This window comes from Longimicrobium sp., from assembly GCF_036387355.1.
Lineage (GTDB): Bacteria > Gemmatimonadota > Gemmatimonadetes > Longimicrobiales > Longimicrobiaceae > Longimicrobium.
This window is the reverse complement of sequence record NZ_DASVTX010000134.1, coordinates 1-16,829: the sequence shown is the minus strand read 5'-3', so window position 1 is coordinate 16,829 and position 16,829 is coordinate 1. Positions and strand designations below refer to the sequence as shown.

16 protein-coding genes and 1 tRNA gene are annotated in these 16,829 nt (G+C 68.5%); 6 read left to right on the top strand and 11 right to left on the bottom strand.

From position 1 onward, the window contains the following. Nucleotides 1-114 precede the first annotated feature (114 nt). Nucleotides 115-594, bottom strand: a complete 480-nt coding sequence (locus tag VF665_RS06165; protein WP_331052541.1) for an HAD-IIIA family hydrolase — start codon at nucleotides 592-594, stop codon at nucleotides 115-117. A 64-nt stretch (nucleotides 595-658) separates the two neighbouring features. On the opposite strand from VF665_RS06165, the gene VF665_RS06160 reads away from it, so the two are divergent. Continuing rightward, complete coding sequence (locus tag VF665_RS06160) at nucleotides 659-2,368, top strand: hypothetical protein (protein WP_331052540.1); 1,710 nt, start codon at nucleotides 659-661, stop codon at nucleotides 2,366-2,368. 64 nt (nucleotides 2,369-2,432) lie between these two features. Here the strand turns inward: VF665_RS06160 and VF665_RS06155 are convergent. Beyond that, a tRNA-Ala gene (locus VF665_RS06155) sits at nucleotides 2,433-2,505 on the bottom strand. A 351-nt stretch (nucleotides 2,506-2,856) separates the two neighbouring features. Between VF665_RS06155 and VF665_RS06150 the strand changes: the two genes are divergently transcribed. From VF665_RS06150 to VF665_RS06135, 4 genes are all read left to right on the top strand, one after another. Then, complete coding sequence (locus tag VF665_RS06150) at nucleotides 2,857-3,117, top strand: pinensin family lanthipeptide (protein ID WP_331052539.1); 261 nt, start codon at nucleotides 2,857-2,859, stop codon at nucleotides 3,115-3,117. A 231-nt stretch (nucleotides 3,118-3,348) separates the two neighbouring features. After that, nucleotides 3,349-5,571, top strand: a complete 2,223-nt coding sequence (locus VF665_RS06145; RefSeq protein ID WP_331052538.1) for an aconitase family protein — start codon at nucleotides 3,349-3,351, stop codon at nucleotides 5,569-5,571. Nucleotides 5,572-5,776: 205 nt separating this feature from the next. Beyond that, on the top strand, nucleotides 5,777-6,187 hold the full coding sequence (locus VF665_RS06140) for a hypothetical protein (protein ID WP_331052537.1): 411 nt from the start codon (nucleotides 5,777-5,779) through the stop codon (nucleotides 6,185-6,187). Next, complete coding sequence (locus VF665_RS06135; protein ID WP_331052536.1) at nucleotides 6,177-6,401, top strand: hypothetical protein; 225 nt, start codon at nucleotides 6,177-6,179, stop codon at nucleotides 6,399-6,401. Before VF665_RS06140 ends, VF665_RS06135 begins: the two co-directional genes overlap by 11 nt. Before the next feature lie 875 nt (nucleotides 6,402-7,276). Here VF665_RS06135 and VF665_RS06130 read toward each other — a convergent pair. The 4 genes from VF665_RS06130 to VF665_RS06115 form a co-directional block, all read right to left on the bottom strand. Further along, nucleotides 7,277-7,810, bottom strand: a complete 534-nt coding sequence (locus VF665_RS06130) for a hypothetical protein (RefSeq protein WP_331052535.1) — start codon at nucleotides 7,808-7,810, stop codon at nucleotides 7,277-7,279. Next, nucleotides 7,786-8,796 carry a hypothetical protein gene (locus VF665_RS06125; RefSeq protein WP_331052534.1) on the bottom strand — a complete coding sequence of 337 codons (1,011 nt, stop codon included), beginning with the start codon at nucleotides 8,794-8,796 and terminating at the stop codon, nucleotides 7,786-7,788. The genes VF665_RS06130 and VF665_RS06125 overlap by 25 nt, the downstream gene beginning before the upstream one ends. Nucleotides 8,797-9,155: 359 nt before the next feature. Further along, on the bottom strand, nucleotides 9,156-9,656 hold the full coding sequence (locus tag VF665_RS06120; RefSeq protein WP_331052533.1) for a DinB family protein: 501 nt from the start codon (nucleotides 9,654-9,656) through the stop codon (nucleotides 9,156-9,158). Nucleotides 9,657-9,663: 7 nt separating this feature from the next. Next, nucleotides 9,664-10,011 carry a histidine triad nucleotide-binding protein gene (locus tag VF665_RS06115; RefSeq protein WP_331052532.1) on the bottom strand — a complete coding sequence of 116 codons (348 nt, stop codon included), beginning with the start codon at nucleotides 10,009-10,011 and terminating at the stop codon, nucleotides 9,664-9,666. Nucleotides 10,012-10,234: 223 nt separating this feature from the next. Between VF665_RS06115 and VF665_RS06110 the strand changes: the two genes are divergently transcribed. Then, nucleotides 10,235-10,531: a DUF6916 family protein gene (locus VF665_RS06110; protein ID WP_331052531.1), complete on the top strand. Its 297-nt coding sequence runs from the start codon at nucleotides 10,235-10,237 to the stop codon at nucleotides 10,529-10,531. Between the two features lie 75 nt (nucleotides 10,532-10,606). Here the strand turns inward: VF665_RS06110 and VF665_RS06105 are convergent, their stop codons facing one another. The 5 genes from VF665_RS06105 to VF665_RS06085 form a co-directional block, all read right to left on the bottom strand. Continuing rightward, nucleotides 10,607-14,083, bottom strand: a complete 3,477-nt coding sequence (locus VF665_RS06105) for an Ig-like domain-containing protein (protein WP_331052530.1) — start codon at nucleotides 14,081-14,083, stop codon at nucleotides 10,607-10,609. 429 nt (nucleotides 14,084-14,512) lie between these two features. Beyond that, a complete protein-coding gene (locus VF665_RS06100) occupies nucleotides 14,513-15,004 on the bottom strand; it encodes a GNAT family N-acetyltransferase (protein WP_331052529.1) in 492 nt (163 codons plus the stop codon). A 123-nt stretch (nucleotides 15,005-15,127) separates the two neighbouring features. Continuing rightward, nucleotides 15,128-15,640 carry a phage tail protein gene (locus tag VF665_RS06095; RefSeq protein WP_331052528.1) on the bottom strand — a complete coding sequence of 171 codons (513 nt, stop codon included), beginning with the start codon at nucleotides 15,638-15,640 and terminating at the stop codon, nucleotides 15,128-15,130. 13 nt (nucleotides 15,641-15,653) lie between these two features. Next, entirely contained in the window at nucleotides 15,654-16,172 is a 519-nt protein-coding gene (locus tag VF665_RS06090; RefSeq protein ID WP_414678250.1) for a phage tail protein, read from the bottom strand. 16 nt (nucleotides 16,173-16,188) lie between these two features. Next, nucleotides 16,189-16,689: a phage tail protein gene (locus VF665_RS06085; RefSeq protein WP_331052526.1), complete on the bottom strand. Its 501-nt coding sequence runs from the start codon at nucleotides 16,687-16,689 to the stop codon at nucleotides 16,189-16,191. Between the last annotated feature and the right edge of the window lie 140 nt (nucleotides 16,690-16,829).

Below are 16,829 nucleotides of genomic sequence, written 5' to 3'. Positions count from 1 at the left end.
CCCCGCTTCCATGTTCCATGCGTGTGATCCCGATCAGAAGTGCAGGGTTCAATCCACACTCATCGCCCTGCAGTTCCTCCGCGTCTCCGCGTCCTCCGGGTGAGATGCAGACCCTCACCATCCGAAGAAATCCCAGGCCCAGGCGAACCGCACCCCCGCCGCCCGCGCCGCCTCCTTGTCCGACGGCGCGTTGCCCACGAACAGCGTCTCGTCCGCACCCGCCTCGAAGTGCCCCATGATGTCCATCAGCATGCCGGGTGCGGGTTTGCGGCACCCGCAATCCACCTCCAGCGCGTGCGGGCAGAAGCGGATGCACGCCTCCGGCACGTCGCGCCCCACCGCCTCGCGGATCAGGTCCACGAACAGCGACCGGCACATCTCCGCCGTCATGTGGCCGTACGCCACCTGGTCCTGGTTGCTCGCGATCCCCAGGTGCAGCGTGTGCCACGGCATGGCGCTCAGCCGCTCGCGCACCCCCGGCAGCAGTTCCCACTCGCCGGGCCGGTGCGGGCACGGCTTTCCGGGAACGAGGGTGCGCCGCAGCGTGTCGTCGGCGTCAAAGATGTAGAGGCGAATGCTCGGATCGTCCGTCATCGGTCAGGCTGGGCGGCACCCGGGTTGCGCATTCCGGCGGGCGCGTGCAGGATCGGTTCCGTGGATGGAGGGTGGACGGGCGGATGAACAGGGGAACTGCGTGATCTCGTTTCGCGACGCATGGCGCGACGTACGTCCGGCGGACGAAGTCGATGAACTGAAGCAGGCCGCCCGCGATGGCGACGCGGTGGGCTTCCTGGTCCGCGCCGGCGAGCTGGAGCAGGCCGTGCTGGACGCGCGCAGCCCCGGCCGCGACCGGTGGGGCGCGGCGGAACAGGCCTTCTCGCGCCTGCTGCTCGCGGCGGGCCACGCCTGCCTGGCATCCCGCGCATCCGTGGCGGGGAAGGAGATGGATCGCGCGGCGGATGCGCTCGCCGGACTGCCCATCGAGTCGGCGGAACCCGTTCGCATCAAGGCGCCCGAGGGGTATCTGCACTACGCGCTGGACCCGTTCGCCTTTGCCGAAGCCGCGCGGCGGTACGCGGCGGACGTGGGAGCGGAGCACGCGGCGCGCGCCGTGGTGCTCGGCATCCGCAGCATCGGCACGAGCCTGTCCGCCATGGCCGCCGCGGCGCTGGGGACGGAGCGCCGCGCCACCCTGCGCCCGCGCGGCCCGTCCGGCGAGCGCAGGATCGACGCGGACGAGGTCTGGAACCAGCTTCGCAAATGGCTGCGGGACGGCGGCGACGTGCTGATCGCGGACGAGGGGCCGGGCGCCACGGGCGAAACCTTCTGGCGCGTCCACGAGTGGCTGATACGGTGCGGGGTAGAGGCACGGCGCATCGTCCTGCTCCCCAGCGGCGACGGCGCCATGCCGCTGGCCCCCCGGGAGCGCCGCGCCTGGTTCGCCGCGGCGCGTCGTTTTGCGCCACAGGTGGATCCCGATCGCGTTCGCCGCGTAGCCGGGCGCTGGAGCCTGGAGCTGCGCGAGGACCTGTCGTGGGGCGCGTGGCGCGACGCCATCCCCGGCGCGGCCGGCCTCCCCGCCGCGCCCATCCACGAGCGCGTGAAGCTGCGCGCCGTGGACGCGGACGGCACGCCCTGGCTCATCCGCTACGCCGGGCTGGGGCGCTGGGGCGCGGACGCGATTGGCTGTGCCCGCGCGCTGGCGGACGTGGGTGCCGGGGCCGCGGTCCTCGGTGCATGGGACGGGTTCGTGGTGCTTCGGTGGATGGAGGGCGTTCCGCTCACCCGCGCGGACATCGCGGACCCGGATGCGCGGGAGGCCATCGCGCGCTACCTGTCCGCGCGCGCCGGTCGCTTCCGCACGGGCGAGGCGGTGGACCCCGCGCCCGTCCGCGCCGCGCTGGCGGAAAACGCGCGCGAGGCGCTGGGCGATTCGCCCGGGTTGCAGAGGGCGCTGGCCCGCATCGACGCGCTCCCGCGCCGCGAAGCCGTGATCGCGGACGCCCGCCTTGCGCCGCAGGAGTGGATTCGCGGCGCGGGCGAAATCACCAAGGTGGACGCGATGGATCACGGTGCCGACACGCGGCTTCCCGGCCCGACCGATGCCGCCTGGGACCTCGCCGGCGCCGCGGTGGAGTGGGGCTTCGATGGCGCCGAACTGGATGCGCTCCTCGCCCGGTGCGCCGCGGGAGATGCGCCGGACGAACTGGCGCGCGCCGTCGCCGCGTACCGCCCCGCCTACGCCGCCGCCTGTCTGGGCGAGATGCAGTTCGCCCGCTGGGAGGCCGGATCGGACGCGGAGGCGCGCATCCTCGATGCCGAACTCGCCCGCTACCGCGCCGCGCTCATGGCGGAACTGGCGCGCTGACGTCCCTCGATCACGAAAATGCGAAACGCGCCCACACCGAATCCCGGTGTGGGCGCGTTTTTCATGGAGCGTATCGGGTTCGAACCGATGACCTTCCGCTTGCAAAGCGGATGCTCTCCCAGCTGAGCTAACGCCCCTTCAGTCATTCAAGCTAATCAGAATCACCTTTGGACTCAACCCCGGCGGGAGCCGTCCGCCCTGACCGGCGAGGGCGGCTGCGTCCTCATCATCACCGCCGGTCAGGGGTGCTGAAACCTTAGCACCCCATCGGGAGTAGAGATCAGCACGGAGCGAAAAAACGTCCGGTATCCCGCGGCGCATCTCCTTGAATCCAGCACAGCAGCACCTGCCGCATTCGGTGCACCTGCACGGACGGGCGCGAACCGCACCCGCGCCGCTCGAACGCGTGGCATCCCGCAACCGAACACATCCCCTTGCCAGGCATTATCCTGGCGGGTTTCCCACCCAATCCTCACCGGAGCACGATCATGAAGAAGCTTTCCCTGAACCTGGACGCCCTCACGGTGGAATCGTTCGAGACGAGCCGCGACGGCGACGCGCGGGGCACCGTGGTCGGCAACCGCGCCGTCAGCGACACCACCTGCTTCCAGGAGATCTGCGACTGCCCCAGCGGCAGCGGGTGGACCTGTGAGCCGTCCCAGAACGGAACCTGCGAAGCCACCTGCGACTTCACCTGTCCGGTGGACTGCTTCTACTGCCCGGTCACGGAAGCGCCCGAGTTCTGCTGACCTGCCGCACACGCGGCGCTTCACAGGGCCTCGCACGGACGCGTGCGGGGCCCGTCATGCATTCTCCTCATCACCCCTCCCACGGCTGTTCATCGCCGCTTCTCTGCGCCGGTGTACGGGTAACGCGCGACGGGTTGCACACGCGCCCGCAAACCCGCAAATTCACTGGATTGCGGATGTTCCGCGGACCGTGATCCCGGTCCAGCTCCCTGCCTTCTCGCGGGTACACGAATGATTGCTTCGCTGCTCACGCGCCCGATCGAAAAGCTGCCGCCCGAGGTGCGCCTTCAGGGGCGCGTCCTGTTTCTGCTGGACGACCCGGACCTGGTGCGCCGCCAGCTTGCCGGCGAAGACATCGAGCTCACCGAGGAGCTTCGCGGCAGGCTGCGCGACAACATCTCCACCGACGAGATCACGCCCGCGTACATCTGCTACTACTTCGACGAGACGCTCGGCGAATTCCCGTACCTGGGCCTCAAGGCGGGCGACGAGTTCCCCATCAAGCAGGGAACCGTCAAGAAGGGCGGCTTCGTGGCTTCCGTCAGCGGCCGGCGCCGCGGCAAGGGCAGCTCGCGCGAGCAGAGCCCGTACGCCGAGATGATGGCCGGCATCCAGGTGGTGATCGCCGAGAACATCGAGCGCATCTACCGCGAGAACTGCCAGAACCTGGGCGTGCTCACCAGCACCAACTTCGAGCTGATCGAGCGCATCCGCGCGGGCGAAACCATTCCGCTCAGCGAGTTCACCGACGGCGCCGACGAGATCACGCGCGGCATCATCGAGCACGGCGGGCTGTTCAACTACAACGTGGCGCGTCTGCAGGGCGCCGTGCGCACGCCCGCCATCAGCTGCCACCACGACCAGCCGGGCACCGTCAACCCGTCGGCGGACGACGTGGCGGCGCTGCGCGGCAGCGGCGCGGGCAACGAGCCCGGCCCCGGCCCGGACACCGGCGTGGACTACGCCGCGGCCCAGTTCGTCGCCACCTCCACCTCCAACGTGGACACCGACGCGCAGGGCGCCCCCGAGGGCACGGCGCACGCGCGCAAGGCCCGCCCCATGACCATCGGCGAAAAGATCTTCGCCCGGCACTGGGTCACGGACCTGTCCAACGGCGACATCGGCGTGCCCTGGGTGCAGCCGGGCGACAGCGGCTTCGTGCAGACGGACATCCGCTTCAGCCACGAGTACGTCACCCCCATGTCGGCCATATTCTTTGAGCACTACGTGGGGCCGGATGAAAAGGTGCTGGAGCCGGAAAGCATCCTCTTCTTCCGCGACCACCTGACGTTCCTCAAGGACGCCATGCCGGCGGACCGGGTGCAGCTGGGGCTGCTGGACGTGGCCAACCAGCTGGAGGTCAAGCAGCGCCAGTTCGCCGAGAAGCAGGGCGTGCGGCTGTACGGCGAGCTGGGCCATGGCAAGCACGGCTCCGAGGCCATCTGCCACAGCAAGATCCTGGAGGCGTACGCGCTCCCCGGGCACGTCATCATCGGCAGCGACAGCCACACGCCGCACGCGGGCGCCGTGGGATGCATCGCGTTCGGCGTGGGGACTACGGCCATCTTCAACTCGTGGATCACCAAGGACGTGCGCGTGGAGGTGCCCCGCTCGTTCAAGGTCATCGTGAACGGCGAAAAGCCGGAGAACGTGTCGGCCAAGGACTTCATGCTCGAGATCCTGCGCCACCCGTACATCAAGGACGGCCACGCCATCGGCCAGATCATCGAGTACGCCGGCCCCGCCGTGGAAGCGCTCTCGGTGGATGAGCGCGCGACCATGACCAACATGGCGGCCGAGGTGGGCGCGTTCACGGGGATCGTGGCGCCGGACGCCAAGACGGTGGAGTACCTGGTGCAGCAGCGCGGAATGAATCGCGCCGAGGCCGAGCGGCTGATCGACGGGCTGTACAGCGACAAGGGGGCCGAGTACGTCAAGGTGATCGAGATCGACGCCAGCGCGCTCAAGCCCATGATCGCGCTCCCCGGCGACCCGGGGAACGGCCTGTACGTGGAGGAGCTGGGCGACGAGGTGCGCATCGACATCGCCTACGCGGGAAGCTGCACGGCGGGCAAGAAGGAGGACATGGACATGTACGCCCGCGTGCTTCGCGAGTACCATGAGGCCGGCCACAGAAAGCCGGAGCACGTGCAGCTGTACATCCAGTGCGGCTCGCAGGAGGTGTACGCCTACTGCCAGGAGCAGGGCTACGACCGCGTGTTCGAGGAGGTGGGCGCCACCTTCATCGAGCCGTCGTGCGGCGCCTGCATCAACGCGGGGCCGGGGGTGAGCCGCAAGCCTACGGACGTCACCATCAGCGCCATCAACCGCAACTTCCCCGGGCGCTCCGGCCCCGGGCAGCTGTACTTGGCGTCGCCCTACACCGTGGCCGCGAGCGCCATGGAAGGCCGCATCGTGGCCTGGGAGCCCCAGCCCGAACCCGCCGGCGTCTGACGGCAAACGATTCGACCACGAGAGCGGGGCGCCCGGCGGAATGCCGGACGCCCCGCTCTCGTTTTGCGCCACCGGCGGCACCAGAAGTGCACACTCTTGACAGAATGCGCGCCCGGCGCTAGCGTTTGGCGTGGCCGTCGCGACGCGATCAATCCGGAACCGCAGCCGCAGCGAGCCGAACGTCCAACGCCGACCTGAGCCGCCGATGCTCACCCGCTTCGAGAGGATCGTACGCTGGTTCCTGTTCAGCGTCCTTGTGTCACTGATGCCGCTGCTGATCAGCTACGCAGCCATGCGGCTGGAGAACATCCAGGCTCCGGGCATTCGCGTAACCGCGGATGGCGGGCTGCTCCTGATCTGCACGACGGTGGCGGCGGGTGCGCTCGGCGAACTCATTCCCAGCGGCCGGGGGCGCGCACTGGAAAAGATCACGGCGGCGGGAGGATGCATTCTGGTCGTGATGTTCGGAACGCTCTACTACGCGGCCGTAAAATCGAGTGCCGCACCGAATACGCGGATGATCTTTACGACTTCACTTCTTCTGCTGGCGGGCGCGATCAGCGCCGGGTTGAGTTGCCTCTACCTGAGTCAGGAGGGTTTGGCTGATGCAGCTTGAAACGATCGTCGTCGCGGGGAGCACTCTGGGCGCCCTGATGTCCCTCTCGGCCGCGGTATCCGCGCGCATTCGGCGCGCCGCGCCGCGTGATGCCGCCGAGGTATCCATCACCATCGAAGACGCGGCGGGCGAGCGTACCACGACCGTCATTCGCACCCGCAAGCCCGTCGGCGAGGTCCGGCGCATTTTCTTGCGCGCAATGCTGGAAGCCTGAGGCACAGACAGCGCGGAAGACGCGGGCGATCCGGCCGGTGTGGCAGGCGAAGTTCCGCCCCGCAAACAGGCCGCCCGGCGTACTGCCGGGCGGCCTGGTTTCTTGTGCATGGACGCGGTCACGAGAAACGAACGGGTACCCACCTCTGCTACCAGGCCCTGCACCCGCCGTATGCCCGGCGCACCTCCTCTTGGGACAGCGTGCGCCACTCAGTCGTGGTGGAAGCGCTTCGCGGGCCACCGGCTGCACGCCGCCGGATCTCGATCGCCAGCAGAGAATCGATCGGGATCGGCTTGTAGCCCGTGACACGCGGGCCATTCCACGCATTGGGAATCAGGATCACCATGCAGGGACCCACCATTCCCACCGTTCCCGTGCGCCACGTCTGGCCCAATTCCCGGGCCCGTATACGCACCTCCGCGCTGAGGGGCAGAACTCCCCGCTGTTCCGTGATGCGGGCGGGGGAGTCCCCACGCCCGACAATCCGTGCGGGAGGAAGCAGAGCGAGCACCAGCAGGCCGGCAAGTACAGTCTTCATCAGCGATCCCTTGCATCCACAGCGGCGCCGCGCCGCGGCAGCCACATCAGGTCAGGTTGAGGGCGTCTGCGCTGATCAGGACTGCACCGGTTGGCAATCCACGCCTCCAGTGCAGCAGTACCCGGTACTGCAGCACCCTCCGCACGATGCTCCAGTCTGGCTTCCGATATAGAACTGCATGGGTTTTCCGGCCGAGGCCGGGCGCGGCGCGAGGATCGCCGCGCTGGCCGCAATGGCCAGCAACAGCACGGACCAGAGCTTCGCCGATCCGGGAACCATCCGGGTTTGATTCATGATTGCACTCCATTTCTGGGGGGTTTCGCCTGCCGCGGTGCGATCAGGGAGCGAGATTCGCGGAATCAGCCGCCTTCGCCCGGGCGGGCGCGGCGAGTTCGTTCAGTGCGTGGTCCAGGCGCAGCGCGACCTTCTCAGGGTCGTCCGCCAACCGGGTGTGCCACCGGATCAGAGCGCCGTCCGCCAGATAGATCGCCGGGATGGCACCGTCGGGAAGAACCCTGCGCATCTCGGCAGATGACACGGTTCGCAGTTCCGCCCGTACGCGCCGCTCACGAAGGTATGCGCGCGGGATGCTTTCGTCTCGCGGGGACCCGACGTGAACCGCCACGAAATGCAGGCGACCACCGAAGCGGCGCTGCACCCGGCGTACCTGGTAATCCAGGTTCTGGCAGGTCAGGCAGTCGTTGGTCCGGAACACCCAGAAAAGCGTCGGGCCTCCTCCGGCGCTGGTGGAATCCCGCCAGACCGCCGGGATTGTGGAGCCCGGTTTCAGGAGGGCGGCCTCAGGAGTGCCGGCGCATGCCGCAATGGAAAGAACCAATCCGCCGATCAGCGCAATCGGGCGAGTACCCATTCGTTTTCCGCCTCAGCTCCGGGGGCGACGAAATAGAGATGGTCGGTGCGGGGGTTGACCGCCAGCAGCCGCGGAACGGACCGCATCTCGAGCCGGCCTTCACCCGTCCTTCCAAGCCGAAGCAGGTGCCATTCGCGCGTGTATGCTCCATCCGGAACAATGCTCTGGTACGGGACGAGCAGGTCACCCTCTCGCGTCCAGAATACGTCGGCGACGTAGTCGAACGAGGAAAGCCACGCTGCGCGGCGGCGGGGATCGGCCCCGTCCGACGGCACCGTGGTACCCACACGGCGAAACAAGGTAGAGGGAAGCGGGATCGAACGGACCGGCTTGCCTGCTGTGGTGAACAGATGTACGCTGTCACTGAGGGCGAAGATCGCCGCCACTGTGTCGCCCCGCACGGAAGCCTTCGCCCACCCGGCGATCGTGGCCGCGACTTCGTTGCGGGACCGCGGGAACGGCGCAAAAAAGCTCCGGGTGATGCGGTTGTTGCGCACGTTCCAGACGTGCAGGCGGGGAGCGGCCGGATCGCCGTCCAGAATACCGGAGATCAGGAGCGTGGAATCCGAGAGCGTCTGCAGGTCCTCCACAAAGCTCAAAGGCGATTGGATCGTGCTGACGACCTGCCCGGCCGCGGAATCGAAAACCGTGAAGCGGCCCTGAAAATCCGCCGCGAAAATTTCTCCGGATCGCAGCCGCAGCACATTCTGTACGTTGGAGAACTCGCCTGGCCCGCCGCCACGCGCCCCCGCTTTCCACAGCAGTTCGCCGCCCTCACCGTACCTGCGCACCTGGCCTTCAGGCCCATCCGCCACCAGAAATCCACCCCGGGGATCAAACTGCACCGAGGGAGAAACGGTGATCACCTCGTCGTTTTCCTGCAGGACAAAGCGCCGGGACACATCAACCGCCTCGCCCCACGCCACAGGGGCGCGCTCAACCGCGGTGCCGGGCGAAGAACAGCCCGCAAGCGCGACTGCGTACATCCAGAGCGCCAGGAGGCGCGTCCGACCTGTGTGCGGGAGCACGGTGCGCGTGGGTTCATGGGGGCGGCGGAAGGGCGAAAGGGCCCTTCTCCCCAATCCTAATCCTGACAATTCCTGCCGGCAAGCTTCTTCTCTTGGGGCAGAACTCCTCGCGCAGGGATGCATGAGCGATGAACTTCGGTGTGCCAGGGCCCACCGCAGAGCGGAATCACCGTTGGCCTCGAATCCGCGCGGGCTGCACTTCACCGGCATGCCCGTTGACACACAGGCGAACCGCCACAGGCGAGCCTTCTCCGGCGGCGGCCGCGCGGTGGTCCGCGCTCCCTCACGGGGCCGCCGAAGCGCGCCGCGCGGGACGGTCAGCCGAGCATCTTCTTGAGGATCGCGATCTGGCCGGTGTGGTAGGCGTAGTGCTGCGCGACGCCGTGCAGCATCACTCCAAAGCTGACCCCACTGCCCAGGGGCCGGTCGCGGGACTCGCCGCAGATCTCGTGCAGATTGGCGGGCGGAAACGCGCGAACGGCGTCCTCCAGACGGGCGTGCGCGTCCAGCAGTGGCTCGCGCGCCGCGGCCCACGCCTGCTCACCGCCCGCAAACGAGGGAAAGTCGCCGTCGTCCGGGTCGCGCGCCACACGGTCCGCCAAGCGGCGGGCTACCTCGCCGGTCCACACGCCCAGGTGCAGCACCAGTTCACCGATGCTGTGCGCGTTGGCAACCGGGCGGGCAGCGGCGTGGTCCGCGCTCACACCTGCCAGCGTCGCCATCAGCGAGTTGCCGTGCCACGGATCGCCGTGCAGCGCGCGGTGAAGTTCATCCAGAATCACGTCGCGCTCGGCCACGCCGGCACCATCCGTCGTCACCGCCGCCTCACGCCGTGCCGTGGCCGCTCAGCGCGCGGCCGCCCAGGATGTGCAGGTGCAGGTGCGGCACCGTCTGCCCGCCCTCCTCGCCGGTGTTGATCACCACGCGGTAGCCGTTCTCCAGCCCCTCCTGCCGGGCGATGCGCGCGACGGTGAGCAGCAGGTGCCCCGCGAGGGCGTGGTCTTCCGCCGTCAGTTCGGCGAGCGAGGGCACCGGCTTGCGGGGAATGACCAGGACGTGCACCGGGGCGGCCGGGTTGATGTCGCGGATGGCGATGCAGTGCTCGTCCTGGTGAACGAACTGGCCGGGGATCTCTCCGTCGATGATGCGCGTGAAGAGCGTTTTGGCGGTCATGGCGTCCGTGTTCTCATGGGTATGCGGGGGAGGGTGGGCCGGCGGGAAAAGCATACCGGGCCGTGGTGCCGGGTGACAAGGGAGCCGGGTGCGATCCGCCGGCGAAAGCTCCCGCCCGCTGTCCGGAACCGGCGGAGGAACGTAGATTCCAGCCACGGCCGCCCCGGTGATCGACGGCGCGCGGCCGCGTCCATCCCCCGCCCCACCCCACCCGGGAACATCCATGCTCGACACGCTGACCATCGAAAGCTTTCAGCCGCACGTAGGCCAGATCTTCACCTTCGTTGTGGGCGATGAGCGGCTGCCCACCAAGCTGACCGAAGTCCACCGCTGGGGGGAGGGCGCGGCCGCCAACCGCCCGCGGCACCCGTTCTCGCTCATTTTCCACACGGTTCCGCAGGCCATCGTTCCCCAGGCCATGTACCGCGTGGAAAGCGAGGTGATGGAACCGATGGAGCTCTTCCTCGTCCCCATTGAGCCGGACGCGCGCGGGATGCGCTACGAGGCCGTGTTCACCTGACGGCGGGAGCAGGACAGAAAAACGCGGCCGGGAGGATCGTCCTCCCGGCCGCGTTTCTTTTCTGCCCGCCGCCGGTCAGAGCGACGGCTGCGCGCAGGCCACGCCGCCGCTGAACACCGGCGTTCCCGACACGCTTCCGGTGCCCACCACGTTGGCTGCGGTGATGTCCGGGCCGGTCACCATCGCCGCGCCCGGGCCTTCCACCCGGAAGCTGCCGGCGCTGGCATGGCTGAGCTCGTACAGGCTCGCCGCCGCGTCCAGCGTGTTGCCGCGCAGGTCCAGGCACACCTTGGCGGAGGTGCCGCCAAGGGTTTCGGCCCGGAACCGCCCGCCCGTGATGGCGGCGTTGGTGTTGCCGATCGTGTTCCCGGTCACGGTGGCGCTGAGGTCGGACCCGGCGCCCGTGGACCGGATGTGCAGCGCCGAGTTCCCGCTGGAAGCGGTGTTGACGATGGACGGGTTGTTGAGGACCGCCACCTTCAGGTACGCCGAGCCCTGCGTCTCCACTTCCACCGCCCGGCGGTTGCTGCGGCCCACCGGCGCCGCGGCGGTGCCCACCGTGTTCCCCGTGATCTGCACATTGGCGTTGCTGGTCTGGTTGCGCGCGGAAATCAGGATTCCCTGGCGCCACAGGTTGGTGATGGTGTTCCCCCGGATGTTCACCCGGTGGTTCACCCCCGCGGCGCCGTTGTCCAGCGCCACGCGGATCCCCACGTAGCCCAGCTGCGTCACTGCCGAGCCCGTGCCGATGTTGCGGATGACGTTACCGGAGATGGAATCCGCCGACACCGCGCCCACGCGCCCGCTCCCGAAGGCGTCGATGTTGATGACGCCGGAGACCAGGCTGGCCCGGGCAACGTCCTCGAACAGGTTTCCGCGAATCACGTAGCCCAGCGTGGCGTTCTCACCCACCGACAGGTCGATGTTGTTGGTGCCGTTGGACGCGGCGTTCACGAACCGCGAATCGGAGACGTGGACGTCCGCGCGCGCGGTGGACCCGCCCGTGAAGCCGGACTGCACGCGGACCGCGTTGCCGAACAGGTTGCTGAACTCGCTGGGGAACGCGTCGCCCGTGTTGCTGTCGCGCACCGCGAGGTCAAGGTTGGCCGCGCCGCCGGCCGAGACGGAGACCGCCGGAGCGCCGTCCGCCTTGTTGACGACCCTGGTTCCGTCCAGCGCCAGCGATCCGGTTCCGGCGGTGTTCGCCAGCTGGATCGCCGGCTTTCCCGCGGCCGCGCCCACCACGTCCACCAGGGTGCGCTCCACAAGGGCCGAGCCGGTGAACCCGGACGCGTTCACGGCCATCCCCAGGGGGCGCAGAAGCATCAGCCGGAGCTTCACCACCCCCGCTCCGGAAAGGGCGACGGCGTCACCGGTCGTGTTCTGGATCAGGCCGCCCGATCCCGCCACGGTTCCCGTCCCGGTTACCTGCAGCCCCGCGCCGTCCAGGTCGTTGGTGCGAATGACCGTCGTTCCGCCCGTCGCCGAAACGCTCTGGAACGAGATGCCCTGCACGCCGGAGCTGACGCCGTCCAGCGAGACCGCCGTGCCTCCCGCCGTGGCAATGGAGTTCCCCGCGCCCGTCACCGTCACCAGGCCGCCGTTGGTGGCGCGGAAGCCGTCGGCGCTGGCGGTGGTGATGTTCAGCCCGCCGCCGGCGAACTGGATGGCCGCGGCTCCGTTGGCATCCAGCGTCACGCCGGCCTCGGAGCCGGTGCTGAGCACCTTGGACGAACCGGTGAAGGCAATGGTGCCCGCGCTGTTGGAGCGGACCAGGATTCCCGCGCCCGTGTCGTTCAGCGAGCCGGACAGCGTCAGCGTTCCGCCCGTGCGCCCTTCCACCTGCACCGTCCGAACGGTGGACAAAACGTCGCCGCCGTACGCGGCGTTCGCGTCGCCGCCCAGCACCAGCACGGCCGGCCCCGCCGCGCCGCCGATGGTTCCGCCCGGGGCGTTCAGTGTTCCGCCCACGTTCACCAGGCGCAGCCCGTTCGTGGCGCTCGCCGCGGACGACAGGGCGTCGAACGACGCGCCCACCGTTCCGTTCTCCAGGTTCAGCGCGGGGCCGCCCGTGGCGTCCACCACCACCTGGCCCGCCGTGAACGCGCCGAAGCCGCCGCCGGTGATCCCGGCCCCGTCCGACGTGGCCACGCGCACGCCCTGCACGGTGTTGTTCGACGCCAGCTGAATGCCCGTTCCCGCGCCCGCGCGGGCCAGGTTCGGCGTTCCGGCCGGTGTCAGCAGGGTCAGCGTGGCCCCGTTCAGCAGAACCTGGACGGGGCTGCTGATCCCCTGCCCGGTCAGCGACTGCCCCGCCTTCATGATGAAGCCGTCGTCGTACCCGGCCGCCCCGCCGTTCCCGGCGCGCACCAGCACCGTTTCGCCGGCGGACGACGCGCTCTCCGCGCCCTTGAGCGTGGCGAACGGCGACGCGTCGCGCCCGTCGCCCGCGGACGCGGCGGAGTTGTCCACGTACCACACGCGGGAGGCGGAAACGACCGTGGCCGTAGCCGTCGTCGCCACCTGGCCGTCCGTGACGCCGTACTGGAAGCTGTCCGTCCCGGTGAAACCGGCGGCGCTCAGGTAGGTGAAGCTGCCGTCCGCGTTCAGTGTCACCGATCCGCCCGCGACGGTGGCGTACACGCCGGCCACGGCGGACAGCGAGTTGCCTTCCGCGTCCGTGTCGTTGGCCAGCACGCCCGGCGCGGCGACCGGCACGGTCACGTTGCCGATGGCCTGAAAGGTGTCGGCCGCGGCCACCGGCGGCGTGTTGGGGTTCAGCACCGTCAGCGTCGCCGAGCCGGAAACGGCTCCGAGCGAGGCGGAGATGGTGGCGGTCCCCGTGCTCACGCCCGTGGCGAGCCCGGTGCCGTCCACCGTCGCGACGGCCGCGTCGCTGCTGGCCCACGACACCGCCGCGGAGGGCAGCGGAGCGCCGTGCAGGTCTGTCACCGAGGCGGTGAACTGCTGCGTCGCGCCGCTGTTGATGGAAGCCGACGCGGGCGACACCACCAGCGCCGCGGCGATCCCCGTCTCGATGCGGAACTTGATGGGGAGCGTCTGGCCCGGCATCAGGGCGATGAACTGCGTCTCGTCGACGGCGTTCTTTTCCTTGCCGTTGCGCACCACGTCCACGTCGGCGTAGCCCAGGCGGAAGGTGCCCACGAAAACCTGGATGCGGTAGAACCGGTCCGGGTTCAGCTTGCCGGGCGCATTCCAGTTCACGCTGTAGTTCTGCCCGGCCGCGTCCAGCTTCACCGACGACAATCCGGTGCCGAACGTGTACGCCGCCACCGCAGCGCCGCAGGCACTGCCCGACAGCTCGCAGATCTCCACGCGGGGCTGCAGGGCGGCGTCAAAGGTGCCGGTGGGCGCGGCGCCCTTCACCGTCGGGGGAAGAAAGTAGAAGCCCGGCGCCGCCGCGGTGTGCGCCGCGTCGGCGATGGCCAGCGCGGGGCCGCCATCGGGCGCCAGGGGAGATCCGGCGTCGCCCGTGCAGGACGCGAGCGCCAGCAGGAGTGCCGCGGGGGCGGCATTCTTCAGACGGAACATGAGGGAGAACTCCAGGTCTGTGGAGAGGGTCCGGATTGCCGCTGGCCGGTGAGCCGCAAAAGGTGGCTCACGCTGGCGCGAGACGAGCGACCCGACGTCGGGGATGGACTCCGGGCAGCGACAGAGCCAAAAAGCGAGGGGAACTGCAACGCCTTCCAGCAGCAGCCGGAATTGCATCATGTGCGCCCGGTTGCGCACCGAGCCGAGGAGAAGGAATCCGCAGCACCCGCGCCGAAAGTGACGGGGTGAACACCGGACGGTCGAGCGGAGTGGGACGGCCATGTCTCACCGCATGAGACATCAGTCGTACAGCATGTTCCAGGAATCCTCGCGCCATCGGCCATCACCCGCGGCGCGAGAAAGCCCCTTCGCCGAAACACCAAACGGCGGAAAACAGATCGACCCTCAGGCCGATGCCCGGACCGGGCGTCAGACGGGTGCTTCCGCCGGGGCGGGAGGACGCTCCATCAGCAGGTACACCCCGCGGTCGCCGGCCTGCACGAAGCCCATCCGCTCGTACAGCCGTCGCGCGGGGTTGAACATTTCCACGTGGATGCTGACCTTGCGCCCGCTGGCGTCGCCTTCCGCAAAGAGCGCGCGGATCAACTCCGATCCAATCCCGCCCCCGCGGTGCTCCGGCACGAGCGCGATGTCGACGATGCGGATGTCCTCCGGCCAGCGCGCCACATACAGGCGGCCGATGGGCTCCCCGTCCCGCAGCACCACGTCCCACGACGTGTAGCGGTAGTTCTCCTGCCAGAACTGGTGCTGGGCCCAGAACTGCTGGTGCACGAACGCGCCCTTCTGCTCCGGGGTCCAGTCCACCTGCCGGAGCTCGTCCTCGCGCGTGGTGGCGTACAGCGCGAGCAGAAACGGCATGTCGCTCTCGGTTAGCGGACGCAACGTGATCGTGGGGCTCATCGGCTCGATGGGAAGAAGAATGCTTCTCTGGGGGGGAAAACCGGCACTTACGGGATAACAGTGTCTACGCAGGCACAAAGAGGGCGGCCGCATGGCCGCCCTCTTTGCCTCACCCGCCGCCGCTCAGGGCCGCTGCGGAAAGATTCCCTGCAGGGCGATGCAGAAGTTCAGCGTCAGGTACGGCTGCATGTTGTTGTGCGGCAGCCCGCCACCCGCAGGAGCCAGCGACTGCACGGACATGTTCCCGAGCGCCGCGGGTGCGGCGTAGGTAGGATTGCCTCGCCCGTAGTAGCGGCCAGCGGGGTCGGCGTTGTTGGCATCGTCGTTCGACGCCTGGAGCGTGTGCGTGTGAACCGGGATCTCGCTCTGCAGCAGCGTGATGGTTTCTACCCCCGACTGCTCCCCCAGGTCTCGCAGGGAGAGTCCCTGCCCCTGGCCCGGCTGCATCGGTGCGGACCCCTCGAGATCCGGGAGGGCAAAGGTGCTTTTGCCGTCACCGCCGTACACGGTGCCCAGCAGCGCGAACAGCGCGGTGTTCTGCGAAATAGGGATCAGTTGCCCGTTGCAGAACGCCCACCCGGTCGGCGCGAAATTGAACGGAAAAATCCGGATTTCCGCGAGAAACTGGTCGGACATCGCTCGTTCCTCCTCAGGTCTGGCTCGGGAAGATCCCGAACAGGGAGATGATGAAGTTGACGCAGAGGAACGGTTGCGTGTTCTCGTGCGGCTGGCTTCCGCCCGCGGGGGTGATCGCCTGGGGCGAGAACTGCACGGCATCCAGGTTCTGCACGAACGCGTCGCCGGGCGCGCGGGCGGGCGAGAAGTCCGGGAGGGGGTTTCGGGTGGTGGCGTTCACGCCCGCGCTCAGAAAGGCGTGGGTGTGCGAAGGAATCTGCTGCGTCGAGAGCGTCTCCTGCTCCGTTCCCGCCATCTCGCCGATCTGGTACGTCGTGCCATCTGGTCCCGCTCCCATGTGGATAGGGATGCGGCTGGCCAGGTTCGGCAGGTTGAAGCTCTCTTCCCCGTCTCCCCCGTAGGTAGTTCCGATCAGCTGAAAGAGAACTTCGTTCTCGGAAATGGGGAGCGTCTGACCTTCGCAGAACATCCAACCATTGGGCGCGAAGTTTCCGGCAAACATCCGGATTTCGCCCACGTAAGGCTGTGCCATTGGGGTGGGTCTCCGGTCAGTTCTGGGAGGGGAAGATGCCCTGCAGCGCGATGATGAAGTTGAGCGTCAGGTACGGCATCATGTTGTTGTGGGGCTGGCTTCCGCCCGTGTTGGTCACCATGGCGGGACCCATGGCGGCGGGCGATGCGAAGCCCGCGTACAGGTTTCCACCCGCCTGGCCGATCACGTTGCCGGTGGGGTCGTCGCTCGTGGACGGGTTGTTGGTCGCCTGCACCAGGTGAGTGTGGGTGGGGAGTTGCGAGATGTTCACCGTGACCGACGTGCTGCCCGCCGCCTCGCCCAGATTGTGTCCGTTGCCCCTGTGGATGGGCACGCGGCCGCGCAGGTTGGGAAGCGCGAAGTTGGTCTGGCCGTTACCGCCGTACGTGGTTCCCAGAAGGGCGAAGAGCGCCTGGTTCTGGTTGATCGGGAGAAGCTGGCCGTTGCACAACGCCCACCCCTTGGGTGGAAAGTTGAACGAGACCACCTTGATCTCCGATAGAAAAGGCTCCGACATTCACCGCCTCCTGCTTGGGGGTGGGAAATGGGCCGGGGTCGCCTTCAGAGCCCCGGCCCGGGATTGAACCGCGCTCAGATCGGGGGCTGGGCGCAGTTCACGCTGTTGTTGAAGTTCACGGTTCCGCTCACGTTTCCGGT

Excerpts from the sequence above, each read along its gene's own strand:
- VF665_RS06165 (WP_331052541.1), bottom strand. The coding sequence starts at position 594 with ATGACGGACGATCCGAGCATTCGCCTCTACATCTTTGACGCCGACGAC.
- VF665_RS06160 (WP_331052540.1), top strand. The coding sequence starts at position 659 with ATGGAGGGTGGACGGGCGGATGAACAGGGGAACTGCGTGATCTCGTTT.
- VF665_RS06150 (WP_331052539.1), top strand. The coding sequence starts at position 2,857 with ATGAAGAAGCTTTCCCTGAACCTGGACGCCCTCACGGTGGAATCGTTC.
- VF665_RS06145 (WP_331052538.1), top strand. The coding sequence starts at position 3,349 with ATGATTGCTTCGCTGCTCACGCGCCCGATCGAAAAGCTGCCGCCCGAG.
- VF665_RS06140 (WP_331052537.1), top strand. The coding sequence starts at position 5,777 with ATGCTCACCCGCTTCGAGAGGATCGTACGCTGGTTCCTGTTCAGCGTC.
- VF665_RS06135 (WP_331052536.1), top strand. The coding sequence starts at position 6,177 with ATGCAGCTTGAAACGATCGTCGTCGCGGGGAGCACTCTGGGCGCCCTG.
- VF665_RS06130 (WP_331052535.1), bottom strand. The coding sequence starts at position 7,810 with ATGGGTACTCGCCCGATTGCGCTGATCGGCGGATTGGTTCTTTCCATT.
- VF665_RS06125 (WP_331052534.1), bottom strand. The coding sequence starts at position 8,796 with ATGTACGCAGTCGCGCTTGCGGGCTGTTCTTCGCCCGGCACCGCGGTT.
- VF665_RS06115 (WP_331052532.1), bottom strand. The coding sequence starts at position 10,011 with ATGACCGCCAAAACGCTCTTCACGCGCATCATCGACGGAGAGATCCCC.
- VF665_RS06110 (WP_331052531.1), top strand. The coding sequence starts at position 10,235 with ATGCTCGACACGCTGACCATCGAAAGCTTTCAGCCGCACGTAGGCCAG.
- VF665_RS06105 (WP_331052530.1), bottom strand. The coding sequence starts at position 14,083 with ATGTTCCGTCTGAAGAATGCCGCCCCCGCGGCACTCCTGCTGGCGCTC.
- VF665_RS06100 (WP_331052529.1), bottom strand. The coding sequence starts at position 15,004 with ATGAGCCCCACGATCACGTTGCGTCCGCTAACCGAGAGCGACATGCCG.
- VF665_RS06095 (WP_331052528.1), bottom strand. The coding sequence starts at position 15,640 with ATGTCCGACCAGTTTCTCGCGGAAATCCGGATTTTTCCGTTCAATTTC.
- VF665_RS06090 (WP_414678250.1), bottom strand. The coding sequence starts at position 16,172 with ATGGCACAGCCTTACGTGGGCGAAATCCGGATGTTTGCCGGAAACTTC.
- VF665_RS06085 (WP_331052526.1), bottom strand. The coding sequence starts at position 16,689 with ATGTCGGAGCCTTTTCTATCGGAGATCAAGGTGGTCTCGTTCAACTTT.